The 17,039-nt window shown below is 70.3% G+C and carries 23 protein-coding genes; 21 read left to right on the plus strand and 2 right to left on the minus strand.

Features of this window, described 5'->3' with window-relative positions; translation table 11 throughout:
* Nucleotides 1-52: 52 nt before the first annotated feature.
* Nucleotides 53-442, minus strand: a complete 390-nt coding sequence (locus VFE82_RS18675) for a hypothetical protein (RefSeq protein ID WP_325001842.1) — start codon at nucleotides 440-442, stop codon at nucleotides 53-55.
* A complete protein-coding gene (gene sctW / locus VFE82_RS18680; protein WP_325001843.1) occupies nucleotides 443-1,558 on the minus strand; it encodes a type III secretion system gatekeeper subunit SctW in 1,116 nt (371 codons plus the stop codon).
* Nucleotides 1,559-1,763: 205 nt separating this feature from the next.
* Between sctW and VFE82_RS18685 the strand changes: the two genes are divergently transcribed.
* Genes VFE82_RS18685 through sctC form a run of 21 tightly spaced genes read left to right on the plus strand, consistent with a single transcriptional unit; the run spans nucleotide 1,764 to nucleotide 17,036 of the window.
* Entirely contained in the window at nucleotides 1,764-2,063 is a 300-nt protein-coding gene (locus VFE82_RS18685; protein WP_325001844.1) for a hypothetical protein, read from the plus strand.
* Between the two features lie 26 nt (nucleotides 2,064-2,089).
* On the plus strand, nucleotides 2,090-2,662 hold the full coding sequence (locus VFE82_RS18690; protein WP_325001845.1) for a hypothetical protein: 573 nt from the start codon (nucleotides 2,090-2,092) through the stop codon (nucleotides 2,660-2,662).
* A gap of 21 nt (nucleotides 2,663-2,683) precedes the next feature.
* On the plus strand, nucleotides 2,684-3,190 hold the full coding sequence (locus VFE82_RS18695; protein ID WP_325001846.1) for a SycD/LcrH family type III secretion system chaperone: 507 nt from the start codon (nucleotides 2,684-2,686) through the stop codon (nucleotides 3,188-3,190).
* Nucleotides 3,187-4,440: a type III secretion system translocon subunit SctE gene (sctE, locus tag VFE82_RS18700; protein ID WP_325001847.1), complete on the plus strand. Its 1,254-nt coding sequence runs from the start codon at nucleotides 3,187-3,189 to the stop codon at nucleotides 4,438-4,440. Before VFE82_RS18695 ends, sctE begins: the two co-directional genes overlap by 4 nt.
* A gap of 32 nt (nucleotides 4,441-4,472) precedes the next feature.
* On the plus strand, nucleotides 4,473-5,231 hold the full coding sequence (locus VFE82_RS18705; RefSeq protein WP_325001848.1) for a hypothetical protein: 759 nt from the start codon (nucleotides 4,473-4,475) through the stop codon (nucleotides 5,229-5,231).
* 11 nt (nucleotides 5,232-5,242) lie between these two features.
* Nucleotides 5,243-5,728, plus strand: coding sequence for a tetratricopeptide repeat protein (locus tag VFE82_RS18710; protein WP_325001849.1), 486 nt, complete (start codon nucleotides 5,243-5,245; stop codon nucleotides 5,726-5,728).
* A 28-nt stretch (nucleotides 5,729-5,756) separates the two neighbouring features.
* Nucleotides 5,757-6,092 (plus strand): hypothetical protein, encoded by a 336-nt coding sequence (locus VFE82_RS18715; protein WP_325001850.1) that lies wholly within the window; start codon nucleotides 5,757-5,759, stop codon nucleotides 6,090-6,092.
* A 2-nt stretch (nucleotides 6,093-6,094) separates the two neighbouring features.
* Nucleotides 6,095-6,511 (plus strand): type III secretion system inner rod subunit SctI, encoded by a 417-nt coding sequence (gene sctI, locus VFE82_RS18720; protein WP_325001851.1) that lies wholly within the window; start codon nucleotides 6,095-6,097, stop codon nucleotides 6,509-6,511.
* Between the two features lie 8 nt (nucleotides 6,512-6,519).
* Nucleotides 6,520-7,272: a type III secretion system inner membrane ring lipoprotein SctJ gene (sctJ, locus tag VFE82_RS18725; RefSeq protein ID WP_325001852.1), complete on the plus strand. Its 753-nt coding sequence runs from the start codon at nucleotides 6,520-6,522 to the stop codon at nucleotides 7,270-7,272.
* A 9-nt stretch (nucleotides 7,273-7,281) separates the two neighbouring features.
* Nucleotides 7,282-7,956: a SctK family type III secretion system sorting platform protein gene (locus VFE82_RS18730; RefSeq protein ID WP_325001853.1), complete on the plus strand. Its 675-nt coding sequence runs from the start codon at nucleotides 7,282-7,284 to the stop codon at nucleotides 7,954-7,956.
* Nucleotides 7,926-8,567, plus strand: coding sequence for an HrpE/YscL family type III secretion apparatus protein (locus VFE82_RS18735; RefSeq protein ID WP_325001854.1), 642 nt, complete (start codon nucleotides 7,926-7,928; stop codon nucleotides 8,565-8,567). Before VFE82_RS18730 ends, VFE82_RS18735 begins: the two co-directional genes overlap by 31 nt.
* A gap of 13 nt (nucleotides 8,568-8,580) precedes the next feature.
* A complete protein-coding gene (gene sctN, locus VFE82_RS18740) occupies nucleotides 8,581-9,909 on the plus strand; it encodes a type III secretion system ATPase SctN (RefSeq protein ID WP_325001855.1) in 1,329 nt (442 codons plus the stop codon).
* A gap of 7 nt (nucleotides 9,910-9,916) precedes the next feature.
* Nucleotides 9,917-10,420, plus strand: a complete 504-nt coding sequence (locus VFE82_RS18745; RefSeq protein ID WP_325001856.1) for a type III secretion protein — start codon at nucleotides 9,917-9,919, stop codon at nucleotides 10,418-10,420.
* The gene (locus tag VFE82_RS18750; RefSeq protein WP_325001857.1) at nucleotides 10,417-10,965 is read left to right on the plus strand and encodes a hypothetical protein; all 549 of its coding nucleotides are present in this window, start codon (nucleotides 10,417-10,419) and stop codon (nucleotides 10,963-10,965) included. The genes VFE82_RS18745 and VFE82_RS18750 overlap by 4 nt, the downstream gene beginning before the upstream one ends.
* Before the next feature lie 25 nt (nucleotides 10,966-10,990).
* Nucleotides 10,991-12,034 carry a type III secretion system cytoplasmic ring protein SctQ gene (gene sctQ / locus VFE82_RS18755; RefSeq protein WP_325001858.1) on the plus strand — a complete coding sequence of 348 codons (1,044 nt, stop codon included), beginning with the start codon at nucleotides 10,991-10,993 and terminating at the stop codon, nucleotides 12,032-12,034.
* Complete coding sequence (sctR, locus tag VFE82_RS18760; RefSeq protein ID WP_325001859.1) at nucleotides 12,031-12,678, plus strand: type III secretion system export apparatus subunit SctR; 648 nt, start codon at nucleotides 12,031-12,033, stop codon at nucleotides 12,676-12,678. The genes sctQ and sctR overlap by 4 nt, the downstream gene beginning before the upstream one ends.
* 8 nt (nucleotides 12,679-12,686) lie before the next feature.
* Nucleotides 12,687-12,956 carry a type III secretion system export apparatus subunit SctS gene (sctS, locus tag VFE82_RS18765; RefSeq protein ID WP_325001860.1) on the plus strand — a complete coding sequence of 90 codons (270 nt, stop codon included), beginning with the start codon at nucleotides 12,687-12,689 and terminating at the stop codon, nucleotides 12,954-12,956.
* Between the two features lie 20 nt (nucleotides 12,957-12,976).
* On the plus strand, nucleotides 12,977-13,771 hold the full coding sequence (gene sctT / locus VFE82_RS18770; RefSeq protein WP_325001861.1) for a type III secretion system export apparatus subunit SctT: 795 nt from the start codon (nucleotides 12,977-12,979) through the stop codon (nucleotides 13,769-13,771).
* Nucleotides 13,768-14,811, plus strand: a complete 1,044-nt coding sequence (sctU, locus tag VFE82_RS18775) for a type III secretion system export apparatus subunit SctU (protein WP_325001862.1) — start codon at nucleotides 13,768-13,770, stop codon at nucleotides 14,809-14,811. The genes sctT and sctU overlap by 4 nt, the downstream gene beginning before the upstream one ends.
* A 4-nt stretch (nucleotides 14,812-14,815) precedes the next feature.
* Nucleotides 14,816-15,244, plus strand: a complete 429-nt coding sequence (locus VFE82_RS18780) for a CesT family type III secretion system chaperone (RefSeq protein WP_325001863.1) — start codon at nucleotides 14,816-14,818, stop codon at nucleotides 15,242-15,244.
* A 13-nt stretch (nucleotides 15,245-15,257) separates the two neighbouring features.
* Nucleotides 15,258-17,036 carry a type III secretion system outer membrane ring subunit SctC gene (gene sctC, locus VFE82_RS18785; RefSeq protein ID WP_325001864.1) on the plus strand — a complete coding sequence of 593 codons (1,779 nt, stop codon included), beginning with the start codon at nucleotides 15,258-15,260 and terminating at the stop codon, nucleotides 17,034-17,036.
* Nucleotides 17,037-17,039: the final 3 nt, after the last annotated feature.

Consider the following 17,039-nt stretch of genomic DNA (forward strand, 5'->3'; position numbering starts at 1 on the left):
CTGGGGTGGGCTCGGATTCTAAGTAACGGGCGCGCCGGATCGGTTCCCGCGTTCAGGCGCCGGCCTCGTCCAGCCAGCGCTGCAGGAAGTCCACGGCGCGGGCGAGCGCCTGCGGGGTGAAGGCGCGCTCGGGCAGGCGCACCAGGGCGAGCAGGATCGCCTCGGGTCCCTCGCCCCGGAGGGCGACCTGCACCTGCATCGGACCGCCGTGGCGAAAGTGGGCATTCGCCAGGGCCGTGCGCAGGACCGATGCCGCCTGATGGCCGACCGGGCGGCCGAGATAGACGAGGATCTCGTCCTGGTCGCCCCGGCGGGCCGGCTCCACCGCGATCAGCCCGCCCGAGGCCAGCTGCAATTGCGCCACGCCGTGGCGGCCGAAGTCCAGCCGGTCGATCCCGAGCTGGCGGCCGAATTCGGCCAGGGTGTCATGGACCCAGGTCACTCATTCCTCCTCGCGGTCGATCGCCTGGTCCAGCGCATCCTGCGCGGCACCCAGGATGGACTGGCGCACGTCGGCGTCCGGGAAGACCTTCGGGGGCATCTCCCGCAGGAGATTCTTCACGCCGGTCTGGAAGGCGATGCAGGCGCCGACGTCGTGCAGGCCTGCCCGGTCCGCCATGGCCGTGAAGCGGCTGGCGCCCACCCACTTCTCTCCCGTGACGGCCACCAGGTTCTTCATCAGCTCGAACGGGTGCAGCGCGGCGCCCGGCTGCCGGTCGGCCACGGTGCGGGCCAGCTCCCTGCAGCCGTCGACCACGGTGGACACGACTTCCAGCTGGTACAGGTCCTGGACAAGGGCCTGCAGCCGGGTGGGGTCGGCCGAGGGCCGCGCCGCGGCGAGGTCGGTGCCGATCGCCTGGATCAGCGCCTGCAGACCGCGCCCGAAGTCGCCGCCGGCGGGGCCGCCCAGGCGCTCCAGCACGAGGCGCAGCGTGGCCGAGAGGGTGTTGTCGCCCAGGACCACGTCGCGGTACGCGGCCTGGAAGTCGGCGACGTCCTGCCCCGTGTGCCCCCAGTCGGCCGCGGTGCCGATCGTGTTGAGCCCCGCCCGGATCCTGGGGCCGTGGTCCGCCTCCAGGTCGGCCAGCGCGTCCTCGATGCGCTCCAGCACCTCCTGCGGCGCGCCGCCCGCCTCGCCCTGGTGCCGGCCGTACTGGAGTAGTACGTATTGCTGCGTGGGATCGCCGGTCTGCTGGCGCGCAAGCTCGCGCGGGTTGGCCCCGGACTCCTGCATGCGCTTGGCCAGCTCCGCCAGCTTGCCCGGGTCGTCGAACGCCTTGGCGGCCTCCAGGTAGGCGTTGATCTGCTCGATCTGCATCGCCTGCGCGTGCGGGTCGGTCTCGACCTTGCGCTCGGAATGGCGCTTGCTCTCCGCCTTCTCGCTGTGGTGCAGGCTGATCTCCTCGGCCGCATCCGCGAGCACCGAGAGTTCGTCCTTCACCTGCAGCTGCTCGCCACGGAAGGTGCCTGTGGACAGGGGGGCGCCGCCCGCCTGGCCCGCACTGGTGCCCAGGCCCTGCGAAAGTCCGCCGAACGGGTTGCCTTCGATGCGTGTCATGGGGGGGGCGGGCTGCGGGCGCTCTTTTTCCGTGCTGTCGGGTGGTAGTAACCGGCGGCCGCCAGCGGTTCCATCCGCGCCGCGGGAAATTTCTTGCCGGCCGGCGGCGCGCCCTGGAACCGAACGCCGGGGCCCGTTACTCAACGCAGGTGCCGGGCAAATGCGACCGGCGCCCCGATCCCAGCCCACACGACAAGGAGCAACCATGGCACAGGCCGAAGGCTACGCAGCCAAGATCATTTCGGAAACCGAGGCACTGCTGGCGAAGGTCCAGGGCGACCTGCAGCAGCGCTCGCAGTTCTTCCGGGACGCCGGCATCGACCCGGCCAAGATCGCCCCCGCCCTGGAGCAGTACATGGGCCCCAAGGAGAAGGAGGAGCTCGCCCGCCTGCTCCGCGCCGACCAGGAGGCGATCCAGCGCGAGGTCGACGAGGCGGCCGCCCGGGCCCGCTTCGCCGCCCCGCCCGCGACCGGCGGCGCCCGCAAGCCGCGTTCGATGGTCTGAACCCGTCCACCCCACAAGGAGCCACCATGTCCGTCACCCCCGTCGCAGGCATCACCACCATCAACATCCAGGGCATGGATCTGGAGACCGCCCTGCTGGCCGTCCAGACCAACCGCGCCAACGTGCTGGAGACCCAGCTCATGGAGCAGATGAAGGCGGTCCAGGAGAAGAACGAGACCATCGCCAAACTGAACCTCGCGCTGGGGCAGCTGAGCGGGCTGTCCGCCAAGTTCAAGTCCGACATGTCGGCCACCACCGAGGTGCGGGACTACATCAAGGCCGACGACTACCAGGCGGAAAAACCGATCAACAACGCGCTCAAGGATGCGGGGCTGACGATCGACACGGGCAAGGCCGGCCGCACGACCGACAACGCCAACTACTGGGGCGGCGTGAACGGATCCACCACCAAGGGCGAGATCGAAAGCCTGATCCAGACGGTCAAGTCGCGCATCGACGCGATGGGCAACACGCAGCAGCAGGACATGCTGCGGCTCCAGAGCCTGTCCAACAAGCGCAACGAGGCATTCGACATCATGACGAACTTCGTCAAGAAGATGCAGGACAGCCGCAGTTCCATCCTCTCGAACATGCGCTGACGCGGCAGGAGGAGAAGAACCATGCAAGCAAAGCCACAGGCCGCGGTGCCCGCGGACAGGTTGATCGAGCAGATCGGCGAGCTGCTGATGCACGGCGGCACGCTGGGATCGGTCTACGACTACACCGACCAGGACTACGAGGTGCTGTACGCGCTCGGCCACAGCCTGTATTCGCAGGGACGCTACGACGATGCCGTCAAGGCCTTCGGCTTCCTGTGCATCCACAACCACCTGGAGCGCCGGTTCGTCAACGCCTTCGCGGCCAGCCTGCAGATGGTCAAGAGCTACGAGGAGGCGCTGAAGTACTACACGCTCGCCTCCGTGATGGACATGTCGGACCCGGCGCCGACCTTCCACAGCTGCGAGTGCCTGATCGCGCTCGGCCGCATCGCCGAGGCGCGTGAGGGGCTCGAGATGGTGATCGCACAGTGCGAAGGCGCCGAGCATGCGCCGCTGAAGTCCCGGGCCGAGGCGCTGCGCGGCCTGATCGACAGCCAGAGTGCCGCCAAAGAGGAGAGCCAGGCATGAGCGCCATCGGATCCAACATCGGACGCCCCGAACTCGGCAGCCTCGCGAGCGCGGCGGGCCAGGATGCAGCGGCCCTGGCCGCGGCCGCCGGCGCGGGCGTCAGCCAGATCGACTCGGCCAAGATGCTGGCCGAGCTGGCCAAGCTGGCCCTGACGCTGCAGACCCAGAACCCGGCCGGCACGCCCGGCGTGACCAACGCCAACGGCGCACCCGCGATCGATTCGGTGGGTGTCGGCTTCTCCGCTGAGGACATGGCGGCCGCCTTGCTCTACCTGCAGGGGAAGACGCAGGACGCGCAGCTGGCGACGGCCAAGGAGGGCCTGAACGTCAGCAAGAAGAAGCTCGAGGACAGGAACCAGGAAGCGATGAAGAAGATCGACGAATGGATCCAGAAGTGCAAGGATGCCGCCTCCAAGCAGAAGGCGATGGGCATCTTCGGCTGGGTCGCCAAGATCGCGGGCTTCATCGCGGCGGCCGCGGCTGTGGCGGTGGCTGCGGTGGCCACCGTCGCCTCCGGCGGCGCGGCTGCGCCCTTCCTCGCGCTGGCGATCGTCGGCCTGGTGGGCGCCACCATCAGCCTGGCCAGCCAGATCAGCAAGGCGGCGGGCGGGCCCGCCCTCGAAGTCTCGAGCCTGCTGGCCAAGGGCTTCGCGGCGGCGCTCGAAGGCATGGGGGTGTCCAAGGAGAAGGCCGAGTCGATCGGCGAACTCGCCTCCGGCATCGTCGGCTGCTGGACCGGCGCCGTGCTGGTCGACCCGGCATTTGCCGGCCAGATCATGGGCGGCGCACTGGAGCTGTCCGGCGTCGACCCGGCCAAGGCTGCGCTGGCCGCCGGCATCACGACCGCCATCGCCACCATCGCCATCTCCATCGTGCTCGTGGTCGCCACGGCCGGCGCCGGCACCGGCGCGGCGGTGTCGCAGATCGCCAAGGTCGTCGACACGGCGGCCCGCATCGGCCAGGCCGCCGCCACCGTCACCGCGGGGGCGGCCACGGTCGCCAGCGGCGCGCTCCAGATCGGCAAGGCCAAGGACGAGAACGCCGCGGCGAACGCGCAGGCCGACAAGAAGATGATGGACGCGATCATCGCCAAGCTGCAAAAGCAGATGGAAGACGACCGGGAGCAGATCAAGAAGGTGCTCGACGAGATCATGGAAGGCGTCAGCGTCGTCAGCAAGATGATCAGCGCGGCGGCCGAAAGCCGCACGCAGATCAGCTCGAACCTCGGTGGCAAGGGCATGCTGGCCTGAGCCGCACCCACCGCACAGACAAGGAGAACACCATGGGAATCGATGGCATCAACGGCGGCTACATCCCGAACCTCGGCGTGCCGGCGGGGGCGGGCGAAGCTGGCAAGGCGGCCGCCACGGGCGCGGGCCGCGAGATCGACGGCGCGAAACTCGCGCTGCTGGCCGAGCAGCTCAAGGCCGGCGTGGCCGTGGGCAACCGTGCGGCCACACTGGCGCCGCCGGCGGAGGTCGGGCCGCAGGCGGCCGCCGGTGCGGCCAAGGGCCTGGCGATGCTGCAGGGCGACCAGGTCAACGCGGACATGTTCGCCTTCCTGGCGCTGTTCCAGAAGCTCGCGCAGACCATGCGCGACAGTGCCCGGACGGAGCGGGCCGCCAACCTGCAGCAGCAGGTCGCCTCGCTCCAGAGCGCGGCCGACGAGATGCGGTCGGCGGCGGCCGACCGCCTGACGGCCGGCATCCTGCAGGGCGTCGGCTCCATGGCGGCGGGCGCGTCGCAGATGGCGGGCGGCATCAAGGGAACGCAGGCATCGATCGCCACCGGCACGGGCACCGGCCAGATGATCCAGGGTGGCTTCGGCATCGCCGCCTCGGGCTTCACCTATGCGGCCGACATGCACGACGCCAAGAAGACCGACTACGAGACCGCCGCCAAGGTCGCCGAATCGGGGGCGCAGCAGGCCAACGACATGATGCAGCAGATGATGGACATCATCCGCGACGTGCGCGACAAGCTGCAGTCGATCCAGCAGGCGTCGCTCGAGACCAACCGCGGCATCGCACGCAACATCTGAAGGAGCCGCGCATGACCCAAGCCAAGAACCAACCTGCCGTCGCGGCGGTCCTGGAACTGAAGGATGCCCTCGAGGCGCTGCCGGGCAGCGCGCGGCTGTCCAATGCGGACGTCGAGGCCGTCTACGCGCTGGCGCACCAGCTGGTCGCGCAGGCCCGGTACGAGACCGCCTTCCGCTACTTCTCGCTGCTGACGCTGTACCGGCCCACCGAGGTCCGCTACCTGCGGGGACTGGCCCTGTGCCACCGGATGCTGGAGCGCTACGGCGAGGCGATGAACGTCTATGCCTTCCTGGCCACCATCGAGCCGCACGAGCCGCAGCACTCGCTGGACATTGCCGAGTGCCTGCTGCTGCAGCGCGATCTCGAGGAAGCCCGCAGGACCGTGGAACTGGTGATCCGCTACTGCCAGCAAGGCGCCGCCGGCGGCGAGCGCGTCAGGAAGCGCGCCGAAGCGCTCGCCGGCCTGATGGCGGCCAAGGGAGAGGCCACTGCTTGACTCGCGCGAGATCCGGCTGCTGACCGAGGTGGGCTTCCTCGCAGCCGCCCGGGCCGACGTGCCGCGCGCCAAAGCGATCTTCGGCGCGCTGGTGCGCCTGCGCCCGGCGGGGGCGTACTGCTACGTCGGCGCGGCCATGGCCACGCTCAATGCAGGGCGCGCGGACGACGCGGTGCGCGTCCTGGACCGCGGACTGGCCGCCGTCGGTCAGGACGACCAGCCGCAGCTGCACGCCTTCCGGGCGCTGGCGCTGCAGCTCGCCGGCCGCGCGTCGGAAAGCCGGCGCGCACTCGGCGAGGCAGGGGACGCATCGCTCGCGAAAGGCATGCGCGGCCGAGGCACAATCGAGCCCGAGGGGAACTGAACATGGACATTGCGGCAGCAGCAAACCTGGCGGCCCTGGCCGCGCCCGCGCCGGCACCCGCCGTGCACGCACCGACGGCAGCGCCGGACGACCTCGCGGCGGCCCGCTTCTCCGAGTTGATGGACGTGCAGCCCACCGCGACTGCCCAGGCGGTCCAGGAGGCATTCGCCCCCGCGGCCGTGGCCGGCCCCCGCACCTTGGGCGACGCGATCCTCGGCGGCATGCAGAACCTGTCCACCGAGTTCCAGCAATCCTGGCGTACCGTGAACGCGGCTCTCGACGCGGGCGCGAACATGACCATGGCCGAGATGCTGAAACTGCAGATCGGCGTCGCGCAGATGTCCGTGCAGTACGACATGGTAGGCAAGGCGATCAGCCGCTCCACCCAGAACATCGACCAGCTGGTGAAGATGCAATGAGGTCCTCCATGACGCGCTGGCTCCTGGCGGCGCTGTTCGCCCTGCTGCTCGCAGGCTGCGGGCGCAAGGTGGAATTCATGGCTGCCATGCCCGAGCCGGAGGCCAACGAGGTCCTCGCCGCGTTGCAGAACGCCAGCATCTCCGCGGAGAAAGTCCCGGGCAAGGAAGGCATGGTCGGCGTCAGCATCGACGCGGAGCAGGTCGGCCGTGCCGTCGAACTGCTGCGCCAGCAAGGGCTGCCGCGCGAACGCTTCGCCGGCATGGGCGACGTGTTCAAGAAGGAAGGCCTGATCTCCTCGCCGCTGGAGGAGCGTGCCCGCTACCTCTACGCGCTGTCGCAGGAACTCGGCGCCACGATCTCGCAGATCGACGGCGTGGTGGTGGCGCGGGTGCACGTGGTGCTGCCCGAGCGCAATGGCACCGGCGACCCGTCGCTGCCGTCCTCGGCCGCCGTGTTCATCAAGCACCAGGAAGGCTACAACCTGGACACGGTCCAGCCCATGGTGCGCCGACTGGTGACCAACAGCATCCCCGGGCTGACGCCCGACAAGGTGTCCATCGTGCTGGTGAGCGCGCAGCCGCCGCGGGCACGTGCTGCGACGCCCGCCGCAGCCGCCGGCGGCGCGCCGGGCGCACTGGTGGCCGTGCTGGTGGTCCTGCTGCTCGCCGCGAGCGCGGCCGCCGGCTGGCTGGCCTGGAAGTTCTGGTGGCCGCATCGCGCCGCCCGCGCCCGGCTTGCCGGCACCGCCGAGGCCGCGTAAGCCATGTCCATGGCCGCCGCCTTCTCGCTGGGCCACCCCCTGGCCGAAAGCCTGCTGCGTTTCGAGCTGCTGCCGTCGCTGTTGCTGCACCCGGCGCAGGCGGCACGCCTGCTGCCCGACCCGCTGCGCCGGCTGCTCGCACAGGATCCGGCGGCGGTCCCCGGGCCCGTCCTGCATCGGCACTGGTCCGCCGCACTGCGCCGCGAGCTGCGTCTGGGGCCGGTCATGGGGCTGGGAGAGGAGGCGCTCGCCATCGCGCTGCTGCCGCAGCCCGCCTTCGACCGACTGGTCCTGCATTGCGGCATCGCGCTGCTGGCGCCCGCCGTGCGACGCACGATCGCACGTGAAGACGTCGCCGCCCTGCGCGATCAGCTGGGCGAGGCCGGCTGGCAGTTCGCCCTTCGCGGCGCGCCGCAGGCGCCGGCCGTCGGGCAAGCGCTTGACCACCGGGACGCTGCCGCCCAGGCGCAGCGGCTCGGCGCCGCGGTGCTCGACGCCGCATTCGATGCCGCCGCTGCCCCTGTGGCCGACCGTGCCCGACTGCGTCTCGCACCCGGAGCCGCGGCCGGCCGGGCGCTGCTGCCCATCCCGCTCGCTGCCGGCACGGGTGCGCTCGCCCTGGCGCTTTCCGTCCTCGCATCCCTCGATCCCGCATGGCTTTCCTCGTTCCGCGCGACCCGCTGACTCCCGCGCGCAAGCTGGCGCTCGGCCTCGACCCCGCCCGCAAGATCGTGCGCGCGGAGGAGCTCGGCGCCCTGCGTTCGGCCGAGGATGCCGTCGCCCTGGCCAACGCGCAGGCCGATGCCATCCGGCAACAGGCGCAGGAGGCCTACGAGGCGGAGCGCCGGCGTGGCTACGAGGAGGGCAAGGAGGAAGCCCGGCTCGAGCAGGCCGAGCAGATGATCGAGAACGTGTCGCGCACCATCGACTACTTCGGCAAGGTCGAAGGCCGCATGGTCGACCTCGTCATGCAGGCGGTGCAGAAGATCGTCAGCGACTTCGACGACGAGGAGCGGGTGCTGATCACGGTGCGCAACGTCCTGTCCGTGGTGCGCAACCAGAAGCAGATGACGCTGCGGCTGCCGCCCCAGCAGGTCGAGACCGTGAAGGCGCGCGTGAACGAGCTGCTGGCCGACTATCCGGGCGTCGGCTACCTCGACATCGTGGCGGACAGCCGGCTCAAGGCCGACGCCTGCATCCTCGAGAGCGAGATCGGCCTGGTCGAGGCCAGCATGGAGGGGCAGCTCGCCGCCTTGCGTTCCGCGTTCCAGAAGGTGCTGGGCAGCCGCGTCTGAGGCCCGATCCACCATGCGCCAGTTCGAATACGTGACCGAGATGATGTCCCTGGCCCTGCAGGACACCCCGACCCTGCGGATCAAGGGTCGCGTCACGCAGGTGATCGGCACCATCATCAAGGCGGTGGTGCCCACCGTGAAGGTCGGCGAGGTGTGCCTGCTGCGCAACCCGGACGAGGATTTCGAGATGAAGGCCGAGGTGGTCGGCTTCGTCAAGGACGCCGCGCTGCTCACGCCCATCGGCGACATGTACGGCATCAGCGCCGCCACCGAGGTGATCCCCACCGGCCGCGCGCACATGGTGCCGGTGGGCTCGGGCCTGCTCGGGCGCGTGCTGGATGGCCTCGGGCGGCCGCTGGACGAGAAGGAGCGGGGCCCGCTCGAGTCGGACAAGTTCTACCCGGTGTTCGCGGATGCGCCCGACCCGCTGCGGCGCCGCCTGATCCACCAGCCTCTGGAGCTTGGCGTGCGCGTGCTGGACGCGACGCTCACCTGCGGCGAGGGCCAGCGCATGGGCATCTTCGCCGCTGCCGGCGGTGGCAAGTCCACGCTCATGGGCATGCTGGTGAAGGGCGCGGACGTGGACGTGACCGTGATCGCCCTCATCGGGGAGCGCGGCCGCGAGGTGCGCGAATTCCTGGAGCACGAGTTGGGGGAGGAGGGGCGGCGCAAGAGCGTTGTCGTTTGCGCGACCTCCGACAAGAGCTCGATGGAGCGCGCCAAGGCGGCGTACGTGGCGACGGCCATCGCCGAATATTTCCGGGATCAGGGCAAGAAGGTGCTGTTCCTGATGGACAGCGTCACCCGCTTCGCGCGCGCCCAGCGCGAGATCGGCCTGGCCGCCGGCGAGCCGCCGACCCGCCGCGGCTATCCGCCCAGCGTGTTCGCCACCCTGCCCAAGCTGATGGAGCGGGTCGGGATGAACGAGCGCGGCTCGATCACGGCGCTCTACACCGTGCTGGTCGAGGGGGATGACATGACCGAGCCCATCGCCGACGAGACGCGCTCCATCCTCGACGGCCACATCGTGCTCTCCCGCAGACTGGGTGCGGCCAACCACTATCCCGCGGTCGACGTGCTGGCATCGGCCAGCCGGGTGATGAACAACGTGGTCACGCCCGAGCACCGCAAGGCCGCCGGGCGCCTGCGCGAACTCATGGCCAAGTACGCGGAAGTGGAACTGCTGGTCAAGATCGGCGAGTACAAGCGCGGCGGCGATGCCACCACCGACGAGGCAATCGACAAGCAGGAGGCGATCCGGGCGTTCCTGCGCCAGCGCACCGACGAACAGTCGGGATTCGATCAGACGCTGGCGCAATTGCGTGCCATCGTGGGCCAGTGAGGGCTGCATGAGCGTCTTCGGCGAGCTCCTGGCGATCAAGTCCTTCCGCGAGAACAAGGCGGAGCTGGCGGTGCGCAAGCAGCGCACGGTGCTGGCGGATGCCACGGCGCGGCGCGACGGCGCGCAGCAGACGCTGGAGGCGTTCCGCGGGTTCGCCCAGCAGCGGGAAGACGACCTGTACGCGGACCTGTGCACGCGCGTGGTGCGCCTGCGCGAGATCGAGGACGTGCAGCTTGCGGTGGTGTCGCTGCGCGGCGAGGAGCGCCGCCACGAGGAGGCGCTGGCGCAGGCGCAGGAGCGCCGCCGGCAGGAGGCTGGTGCCCTGGAGACCTGCCAGGTGGTGCATGCCGAGGCCTCGCGCATGAAGCAGAAGTTCATGGAGCTGGCGCAGGTCTACGCCGACGAGCACCTGCGCGAACTCGAGCGCAAGGAGGACGCGGAGCTCGAAGAGGTGGCCGAGACGCGGCGCGACCGGGCCGACTGGGACGAGCGCGAGGACACCGCGCCATGAGCGTCGATCGCCCCCTGCGCCTGGATGTCGCGGTGCCGGACTTCGGCGCCCGTTCGGGTGACGGCTTCGCCCCGGGGCAGCAGCCCCGGCCCGATCCAGGCGACCGTGAACGCTTCGAGCAGGCGATGGCCGCCGCGCCCGCGGCACAGGACGGCGAAGCAGACCAGATCCCGCGCCCATTCGCGCTGTTCGGCGGCATCGCTCCGGCCGCGCCTGCCGCCCCCGCCGTGAATCCTGAGTTCGCGCGCCAGGTGGCCGACACCCTTGCGGCGCTCATGGTGGACGACGAAGCCGGCTCCCGCCAGGTGCGGATGGAGCTGAAGGATGACCACCTGCCTGGGGTGACGGTGGTCGTCCGGGAGGCCGACGGGCGCCTGCAGGTGGATTTCGTCTGCAGCGTGGAGGCCTCGCGCCTGCGCCTGAATGCCGCCGTCCCCGAGCAGGCCCCGCTGCTCGCGCAGCGATTGGCCCGCCCCGTGCTGCTGCGCGTGCAGACGGACGACGACGAGGATCCCTGCCTGTTCGAGGTCGCCGCTTCGCCATGACCCGCCGCATCTCCGATTCCGCCGAATGACCACATCCCATCCGCCCGCCGAGAAGCTGCGACTGACGCGCCTGAGCCGCAACGAGGCACAGGCCCGCAGCGCCATCGCGCAGCGCGCCCGTGGCTGCCGCTTCGGCTGGGCCGGCCGCGACTGGGAGCTCACGCTGGTTCCGCGGTCGGACGTCCAGCCGCCGGAACCGGCCCACTGGACGGTGCAGGCCCAGTGGGCTGGCGCTGATTTCGCGCTGCGCCTGCCGGCGGCGGCGGCGCGCGGCTGGATCGCGGCGCGCTTTCCCTCGCTGGACGCGGGCGAGCTGTCCGACGAACTCGCGGCCGCCGTGCTGGAGACCGCGTGTGGCGACCTGCTTGCCATGCTGTCCGGACTGCAGCGCGGCCCGGCCCAGCTGCTGGCGCTGACGCGCGATCCGGTGGCGCTGGACGCGCCGCACGCCTTCGATGTCGAACTGCGGCAGGATGCCGGCCAGGTCGTGCGCGGATCGCTCGCCACGGGCTCGCTCGGGCTGATGCTCGTCGCCGGCCTGCTCGCGCGCACGCCGCCCGTGACCAACGCCCTCGACGCGGACTCCCTCCCGGTGCAGCTGCGCGCGGAGATCGGCGGCACCTGGCTGCCGCCCGAGGAGCTGCGTTCGCTGCGGATCGGGGACGCCGTCCTGCTGGAAGACGTCTTCCTCACCCCGGATGGCCACCTGTGCCTCACGCACGAAGGCGGCGCGATGCGCGTGCGCCGCGACGGCGCCGCCCTGGTCGTCACCGAAGCCTTCACCCCCAAGGGATCCACCATGCCATCGACCCCCACCGCTCCCGCCGGCGATCAGCCGCTCGCCGCGGACCAGCTTCCTCTGCGGCTTGCCTTCGACCTCGGCGAGCGCCAGCTGACGCTGGGTGAACTGCGCGGGCTGCAGGTCGGTCAGTCGATCGACCTGGCACGACCGCTGTCCTCGGCCGTCAGCCTGCGTGTCAACGGTGCGCTGGTCGGCACGGGCGAGCTGGTGGAGATCGACGGCCGCCTGGGCGTGACGATCACCTCGCTCGCGGGCGCAGGCGCATGAACGGCTTCGACCCGATCACGCTGGCGATCGTCCTGGCGCTGATGGCGCTGCTGCCCACCCTGGTGGTGGTCACGACGTCGTTCCTGAAGATCTCGGTGGTGATGATGCTGGTGCGCAACGCCCTGGGCGTGCAGCAGATCCCGCCGAACCTCGCGCTCTACGGCCTGTCGCTGATCCTGACGGCCTACATCATGGCGCCCATCGGCAGCCGGATCTACGCGAACACGATCGAGCAGCCATCGTCGCTCAAGAGCGTCGAGTCGCTGGTGGCCGCAGTGCGGCGCGGCGGCGAGCCGCTTCGCGGCTTCATGGAGCGCAACAGCAAGCCGGCCCAGCGCGACTTCTTCGTGCGCACGGCGCAGAAGATGTGGGGCCCGGAGCTGGCCGCCGACGTGAAGCCCACCGACTTCCTCGTGCTGATGCCGGCCTTCGTCGTCTCGGAGCTCACGGCGGCGTTCCAGATCGGCTTCCTGCTGTACCTGCCGTTCGTGGTGATCGACCTGGTCGTCTCGAACATCCTGCTCGCAATGGGGATGATGATGGTCTCCCCCGTGACGATCTCGTTGCCGCTCAAGCTGTTCCTGTTCGTCGCCGTGGACGGCTGGACGCGCCTCATCCAGGGCCTCGTGCTCACCTACACCTGAGGACGCCCATGGGCACCCCCGACCTCGTTTCCTTCCTCACCAAGGCCTTGTACCTGGTGCTCTGGCTGTCGCTGCCGACCATCATCGTGGCGTCGCTGGTCGGCACGCTGTTCTCGCTGTTCCAGGCCCTCACCCAGATCCAGGAGCAGACGCTGTCCTTCGCCATCAAGCTGATCGCCGTGATGGCCATGCTGGCCCTGTCGGCGCGCTGGATCGGCGGCGAGCTCTACAACTACACCCTGTCGGTCTTCGAGATGTTCCCGCAGGTGGGGCGCTAGCGACCATGGACGCGGCGGGCATGTACACCGAAACCAAGGCCTTCGTGCTCGCGCTGGCCTGGACGCAGCCGCGCCTGCTCGCGATGTTCGTGCCCATCCCGATCTTCAACCGCCAGCTCCTGCCGGGGCTGTTGCGCATGTCCGTGGCGGCCGCGCTGGGGCTGGTGGTCGCCCCGACGCTCATGCCCGCTGTCGCCGCAAGCGAGCTGGGGGGGCTGCAGATCCTGATGCTGATCGTCAAGGAAGCCTTCGTCGGCTTCGTGCTCGGCTACCTGGTGGCGATCCCGTTCTGGGCATTCGAGGCCATCGGCTTCCTGATCGACAACCAGCGCGGCGCCAGCATCGCGGCCACCCTCAATCCGCTGACCGGGAACGACAGCTCGCCGCTGGGCGTGCTGTTCAACCAGGCGTTCATCGTCTTCTTCTTCGTCAGCGGCGGCTTCCTGCTCATGCTGGACCTGCTGTACGACAGCTACCGGCTCTGGGACGTCTTCACGTGGGCGCCGACCCTGCGGGCCGAGACCGTGCCGCTGCTGCTCGACCAGCTGTCTCGCCTCGTGCGCGTCGCGCTGCTGCTGGCCGCCCCGGCGGTGGTCGCCATGCTGCTGGCCGAGGTCGGCCTGGCGCTGGTGAGCCGATTCGTGCCGCAGCTGCAGGTGTTCTTCCTGGCGATGCCGATCAAGAGCGCGCTCGCGCTGCTCGTGCTGGTGCTCTACATGGCGACACTGTTCGAGCATGGCGTCGACCAGCTGCAGCAGCTGCGCAAGGTGATCCCCACCCTCGAAGGCCAGTGGCGCACGGGGGTGCCGCGATGAGCGAGAAGACCGAGCAGCCCACCGCCAAGAAGATCCGCGAGGCGCGCAAGGAAGGGCAGGTGGCCCACAGCAAGGACTTCACGCAGACCCTGCTGATCCTGGCGATCTTCGGCTACATGCTGGCCGACGCGCAGGACATCGTGCGGCGCCTGGGGCAGATGATCGTGCTGCCCGCCGGCATGTTGACCATGGAATTCGGCGATGCCCTCGATGCGCTGGTCTCGCAGCTGCTGCACGAGGCCATCGCCCTGATGCTGCCGTTCCTGCTGATCATCATCGGGCTGGGTCTGTTCGCGGAGATGCTGCAGACAGGGATGCTGTTCTCGTTCAAGGCCCTCATGCCGTCGGCCAAGAAGCTGAACGTCGTGACCAACCTGAAGAACATCGTCTCGGCCAAGAACCTGGTCGAGTTCCTGAAGAACATCCTGAAGATCGGCCTGCTGTCGGCCATCGTCTACGCCGTCCTGCGCGAGTCCCTGCCGACGCTGATGACGCTGCCGCAGGCCGGCGTGGTGGGCGTGGGTGTCGCCCTCGCCATGCTGCTCAAGGCGCTGATCGTGCGCATCTCGGTCGGCTACGCGGTCATCGCGGCGGCCGATTTCGCCTGGCAGCGGTACCAGTACACCAAGGGCCTCATGATGAGCAAGGAAGAGGTCAAGCAGGAATACAAGGAAGCCGAGGGCGACCCGCACATCAAGCACCAGCGCAAGCACATCCACCAGGAGATGCTGCAGGAAGGCGCGGTGCAGAAGACGCGCCAAGCGTCGGTCGTGATCACCAACCCCACCCACCTGGCGATCGCGGTGCGCTACGAACAGGGCGAGACGCCGTTGCCGGTGGTGCTGGCCAAGGCCGAGGGCGCCGTGGCCGAGCGCATGGTGCGCGCGGCGCGGGAGGAGGGCATCCCGGTGCTGCAGAACATCCCGCTGGCGCGGGCGCTGATGGCCACCGCCGAGCCCGACCAGTACATCCCCAGCGAGCTGCTCGAAGGCGTGGCCGAGGTGCTGCGCATGGTGCAGCAGATGAAGCGAGAGGACTGAACCCATGACGAGGTCTCCCGGAGCGCCCGCCACCCATTCCGCCGTTTCGGCCTACGCGGCCAGGCATCGCCTGGACGGCAGCGCGTTGCGCTCGGACGGCCGTCTCACGCTGCGGTTCGACGGGCGCTATCGTGTCCAGCTGCGCCCGGCGGCGGACGGCCGGATCGCCGTCGTGTCGCGCCTGCTGGACCTGTCGGGGCGCCCGCGCGCCGACGCCGACGAGGCGCTGCGGCAGCTCGCGACGCTGGCCTGCGGGCTGCTGCGGCAGGACGCCGCCGCACTGTGCATCGACACGCCGGAGTCTGCTCTCGTGCTGCAGCAGGTGCTGCCCGCCGACACCGACGTGGAGCAGCTCGAGTCGCAGCTGGCGGCGTTCGTCAACGCGCTGGCGTTCTGGACCCGTGCCTGCGCCCCCCACGCCGTTTCCGCCTGAGCCCGTTCTCCCCATGCCCGTGCACCTGCCCACCTTCCGATGCTCCCGCTGGCTGCGTTCGGCGCTGCTGTCCGCCTGCCTGGCCGCCGGCGCCGCGACCGCCGCCCCCGCCCCCTGGCCCGACGCGCCGTTCACCTACTACGCGCAGGGCGAGCCGCTGGCCAAGGTGCTCGCCGACTTCGCGTCCGGCTTCAGCCTCTCGCTGTCGGTGCAGCCGGGCCTCGGCGGGACCGTCAACGGCCGGTTCACCAGCCGCAACCCCACCGAGTTCATCACGCGCCTCGGTGGTGTCTACGGGTTCACCTGGTACACGCATGCCGGCACGCTGCACGTGAGCAAGGCGAACGACATCGTCACGCGCAGCCTGCCGGTGCCCGGGGGCAGCGTCGGCACCCTGCGCCAGGCGCTCACGGACCTGGGGGTGCTGGAGCCCCGCTTCGGGTGGGGCGAACTGGGCCAGCAGGGGGTGGTCATGGTGTCGGGTCCCGCCAGCTACGTCAGGCTGGTGGAAGCCACGCTGGCGCAGCTGCCGCCCGCCTCCGGTGCGCAGCAGGTGGCGGTGTTCCGGCTGCGGCACGCCTCGGCCGAGGACCGCACCATCCAGTACCGTGATCGCCAGATCACCCAGCACGGCCTTGCCAGCGTGCTGCGGGACCTGGTGGCGCGCAGCGGCTCGGCCGGGACGACGACCGATGGCGCGGCGAACGCCGGTGCGGGCCTCGGCGTGGCGCTGCGTTCCGGTCCGGTCGTGTCGGCCGACAGCTCGGGCGTCCTGCCCTCGGCGGCCCGTGGGCCCGTGGCTGCCGGCGGCGAGCCCGGGGGGGCAGCCGCGCCGGCGGGCCCTGCGGCAGCCAACCGGCCGCCTGCATCGGTGGCCGCATCCCCGGCCCCGTCGATCCAGTCCGACCCGCGCCTCAACGCGCTGATCGTGCAGGACGTGCCCGAACGCCTGCCGATGTACGCACGCCTGATCGAGCAGCTCGACGTGCCCACGGCGCTGATCGAGATCGAGGCCATGATCATCGACATCAACACCGACAAGGCGCGCGAGCTCGGCATCAGCTGGGCCGGCCGCGACGGCCGCACCGCTGCGGGCTTCGGCGCCCTGACCCAGCAGCCGCAGGCAGGAACGCTGGCCGTGGTGCGCGGCCCGGCCGGCGCCGCCTTCAGCACCAGCACCCTGGTGCTCGACACCGGCAACTACCTCGTCAGCCAGATCCGCCTGCTGGAGACCAACGGCGAGGCGCGCGTGCAGAGCCGGCCGTCGGTCCTGACGACCGACAACATCGGCGCGCTGCTGGACCTGTCCGAGACGTTCTACGTCCGGCTGCAGGGCGAGCGCGTCGCCAGCCTGATCCCGGTGACGGCGGGCACGACGCTGCGCGTCACGCCCCGGGTGGTGGAGCGCGGCACCGACCGCGCGGTGCAGCTGACGGTCGACATCGAGGACGGCCAGATCCAGGACACGCAGGTGGACAGCCTGCCCACCGTCCGCCGCAGCGCGGTGAGCACGCAGGCCATCGTGCGTCCGGAGGACACCCTGCTGATCGCCGGCCACAGCAGCGACCAGAACGTCGAGAGCACGCAGCGCGTGCCCGTCCTTGGCGACATTCCCGGCGTGGGGCTGCTGTTCTCGAACCGGGCGCGCAGCGTGCAGAAGCGGGAGCGCCTGTTCCTGATCAAGCCGAAGATCCTGACCGCGCCGGGCCAGGTGGCGCCCGACGTCCGGGTGCTGCCGCCCCAGGTGCTGCCGCCCCAGGTGGTGCCGCCGGAGCGGGTGCCGACGCCTTGAGCC

The sequence above is a fragment of the Ramlibacter sp. genome (assembly GCF_035655895.1).
In the GTDB taxonomy this organism is placed as follows: Bacteria; Pseudomonadota; Gammaproteobacteria; order Burkholderiales; family Burkholderiaceae_C; genus Ramlibacter.

Excerpts from the sequence above, each read along its gene's own strand:
- sctW (WP_325001843.1), bottom strand. The coding sequence starts at position 1,558 with ATGACACGCATCGAAGGCAACCCGTTCGGCGGACTTTCGCAGGGCCTG.
- VFE82_RS18685 (WP_325001844.1), top strand. The coding sequence starts at position 1,764 with ATGGCACAGGCCGAAGGCTACGCAGCCAAGATCATTTCGGAAACCGAG.
- VFE82_RS18690 (WP_325001845.1), top strand. The coding sequence starts at position 2,090 with ATGTCCGTCACCCCCGTCGCAGGCATCACCACCATCAACATCCAGGGC.
- VFE82_RS18695 (WP_325001846.1), top strand. The coding sequence starts at position 2,684 with ATGCAAGCAAAGCCACAGGCCGCGGTGCCCGCGGACAGGTTGATCGAG.
- sctE (WP_325001847.1), top strand. The coding sequence starts at position 3,187 with ATGAGCGCCATCGGATCCAACATCGGACGCCCCGAACTCGGCAGCCTC.
- VFE82_RS18705 (WP_325001848.1), top strand. The coding sequence starts at position 4,473 with ATGGGAATCGATGGCATCAACGGCGGCTACATCCCGAACCTCGGCGTG.
- VFE82_RS18710 (WP_325001849.1), top strand. The coding sequence starts at position 5,243 with ATGACCCAAGCCAAGAACCAACCTGCCGTCGCGGCGGTCCTGGAACTG.
- sctI (WP_325001851.1), top strand. The coding sequence starts at position 6,095 with ATGGACATTGCGGCAGCAGCAAACCTGGCGGCCCTGGCCGCGCCCGCG.
- sctJ (WP_325001852.1), top strand. The coding sequence starts at position 6,520 with ATGACGCGCTGGCTCCTGGCGGCGCTGTTCGCCCTGCTGCTCGCAGGC.
- VFE82_RS18730 (WP_325001853.1), top strand. The coding sequence starts at position 7,282 with ATGGCCGCCGCCTTCTCGCTGGGCCACCCCCTGGCCGAAAGCCTGCTG.
- VFE82_RS18735 (WP_325001854.1), top strand. The coding sequence starts at position 7,926 with ATGGCTTTCCTCGTTCCGCGCGACCCGCTGACTCCCGCGCGCAAGCTG.
- sctN (WP_325001855.1), top strand. The coding sequence starts at position 8,581 with ATGCGCCAGTTCGAATACGTGACCGAGATGATGTCCCTGGCCCTGCAG.
- VFE82_RS18745 (WP_325001856.1), top strand. The coding sequence starts at position 9,917 with ATGAGCGTCTTCGGCGAGCTCCTGGCGATCAAGTCCTTCCGCGAGAAC.
- VFE82_RS18750 (WP_325001857.1), top strand. The coding sequence starts at position 10,417 with ATGAGCGTCGATCGCCCCCTGCGCCTGGATGTCGCGGTGCCGGACTTC.
- sctQ (WP_325001858.1), top strand. The coding sequence starts at position 10,991 with ATGACCACATCCCATCCGCCCGCCGAGAAGCTGCGACTGACGCGCCTG.
- sctR (WP_325001859.1), top strand. The coding sequence starts at position 12,031 with ATGAACGGCTTCGACCCGATCACGCTGGCGATCGTCCTGGCGCTGATG.
- sctS (WP_325001860.1), top strand. The coding sequence starts at position 12,687 with ATGGGCACCCCCGACCTCGTTTCCTTCCTCACCAAGGCCTTGTACCTG.
- sctT (WP_325001861.1), top strand. The coding sequence starts at position 12,977 with ATGTACACCGAAACCAAGGCCTTCGTGCTCGCGCTGGCCTGGACGCAG.
- sctU (WP_325001862.1), top strand. The coding sequence starts at position 13,768 with ATGAGCGAGAAGACCGAGCAGCCCACCGCCAAGAAGATCCGCGAGGCG.
- VFE82_RS18780 (WP_325001863.1), top strand. The coding sequence starts at position 14,816 with ATGACGAGGTCTCCCGGAGCGCCCGCCACCCATTCCGCCGTTTCGGCC.
- sctC (WP_325001864.1), top strand. The coding sequence starts at position 15,258 with ATGCCCGTGCACCTGCCCACCTTCCGATGCTCCCGCTGGCTGCGTTCG.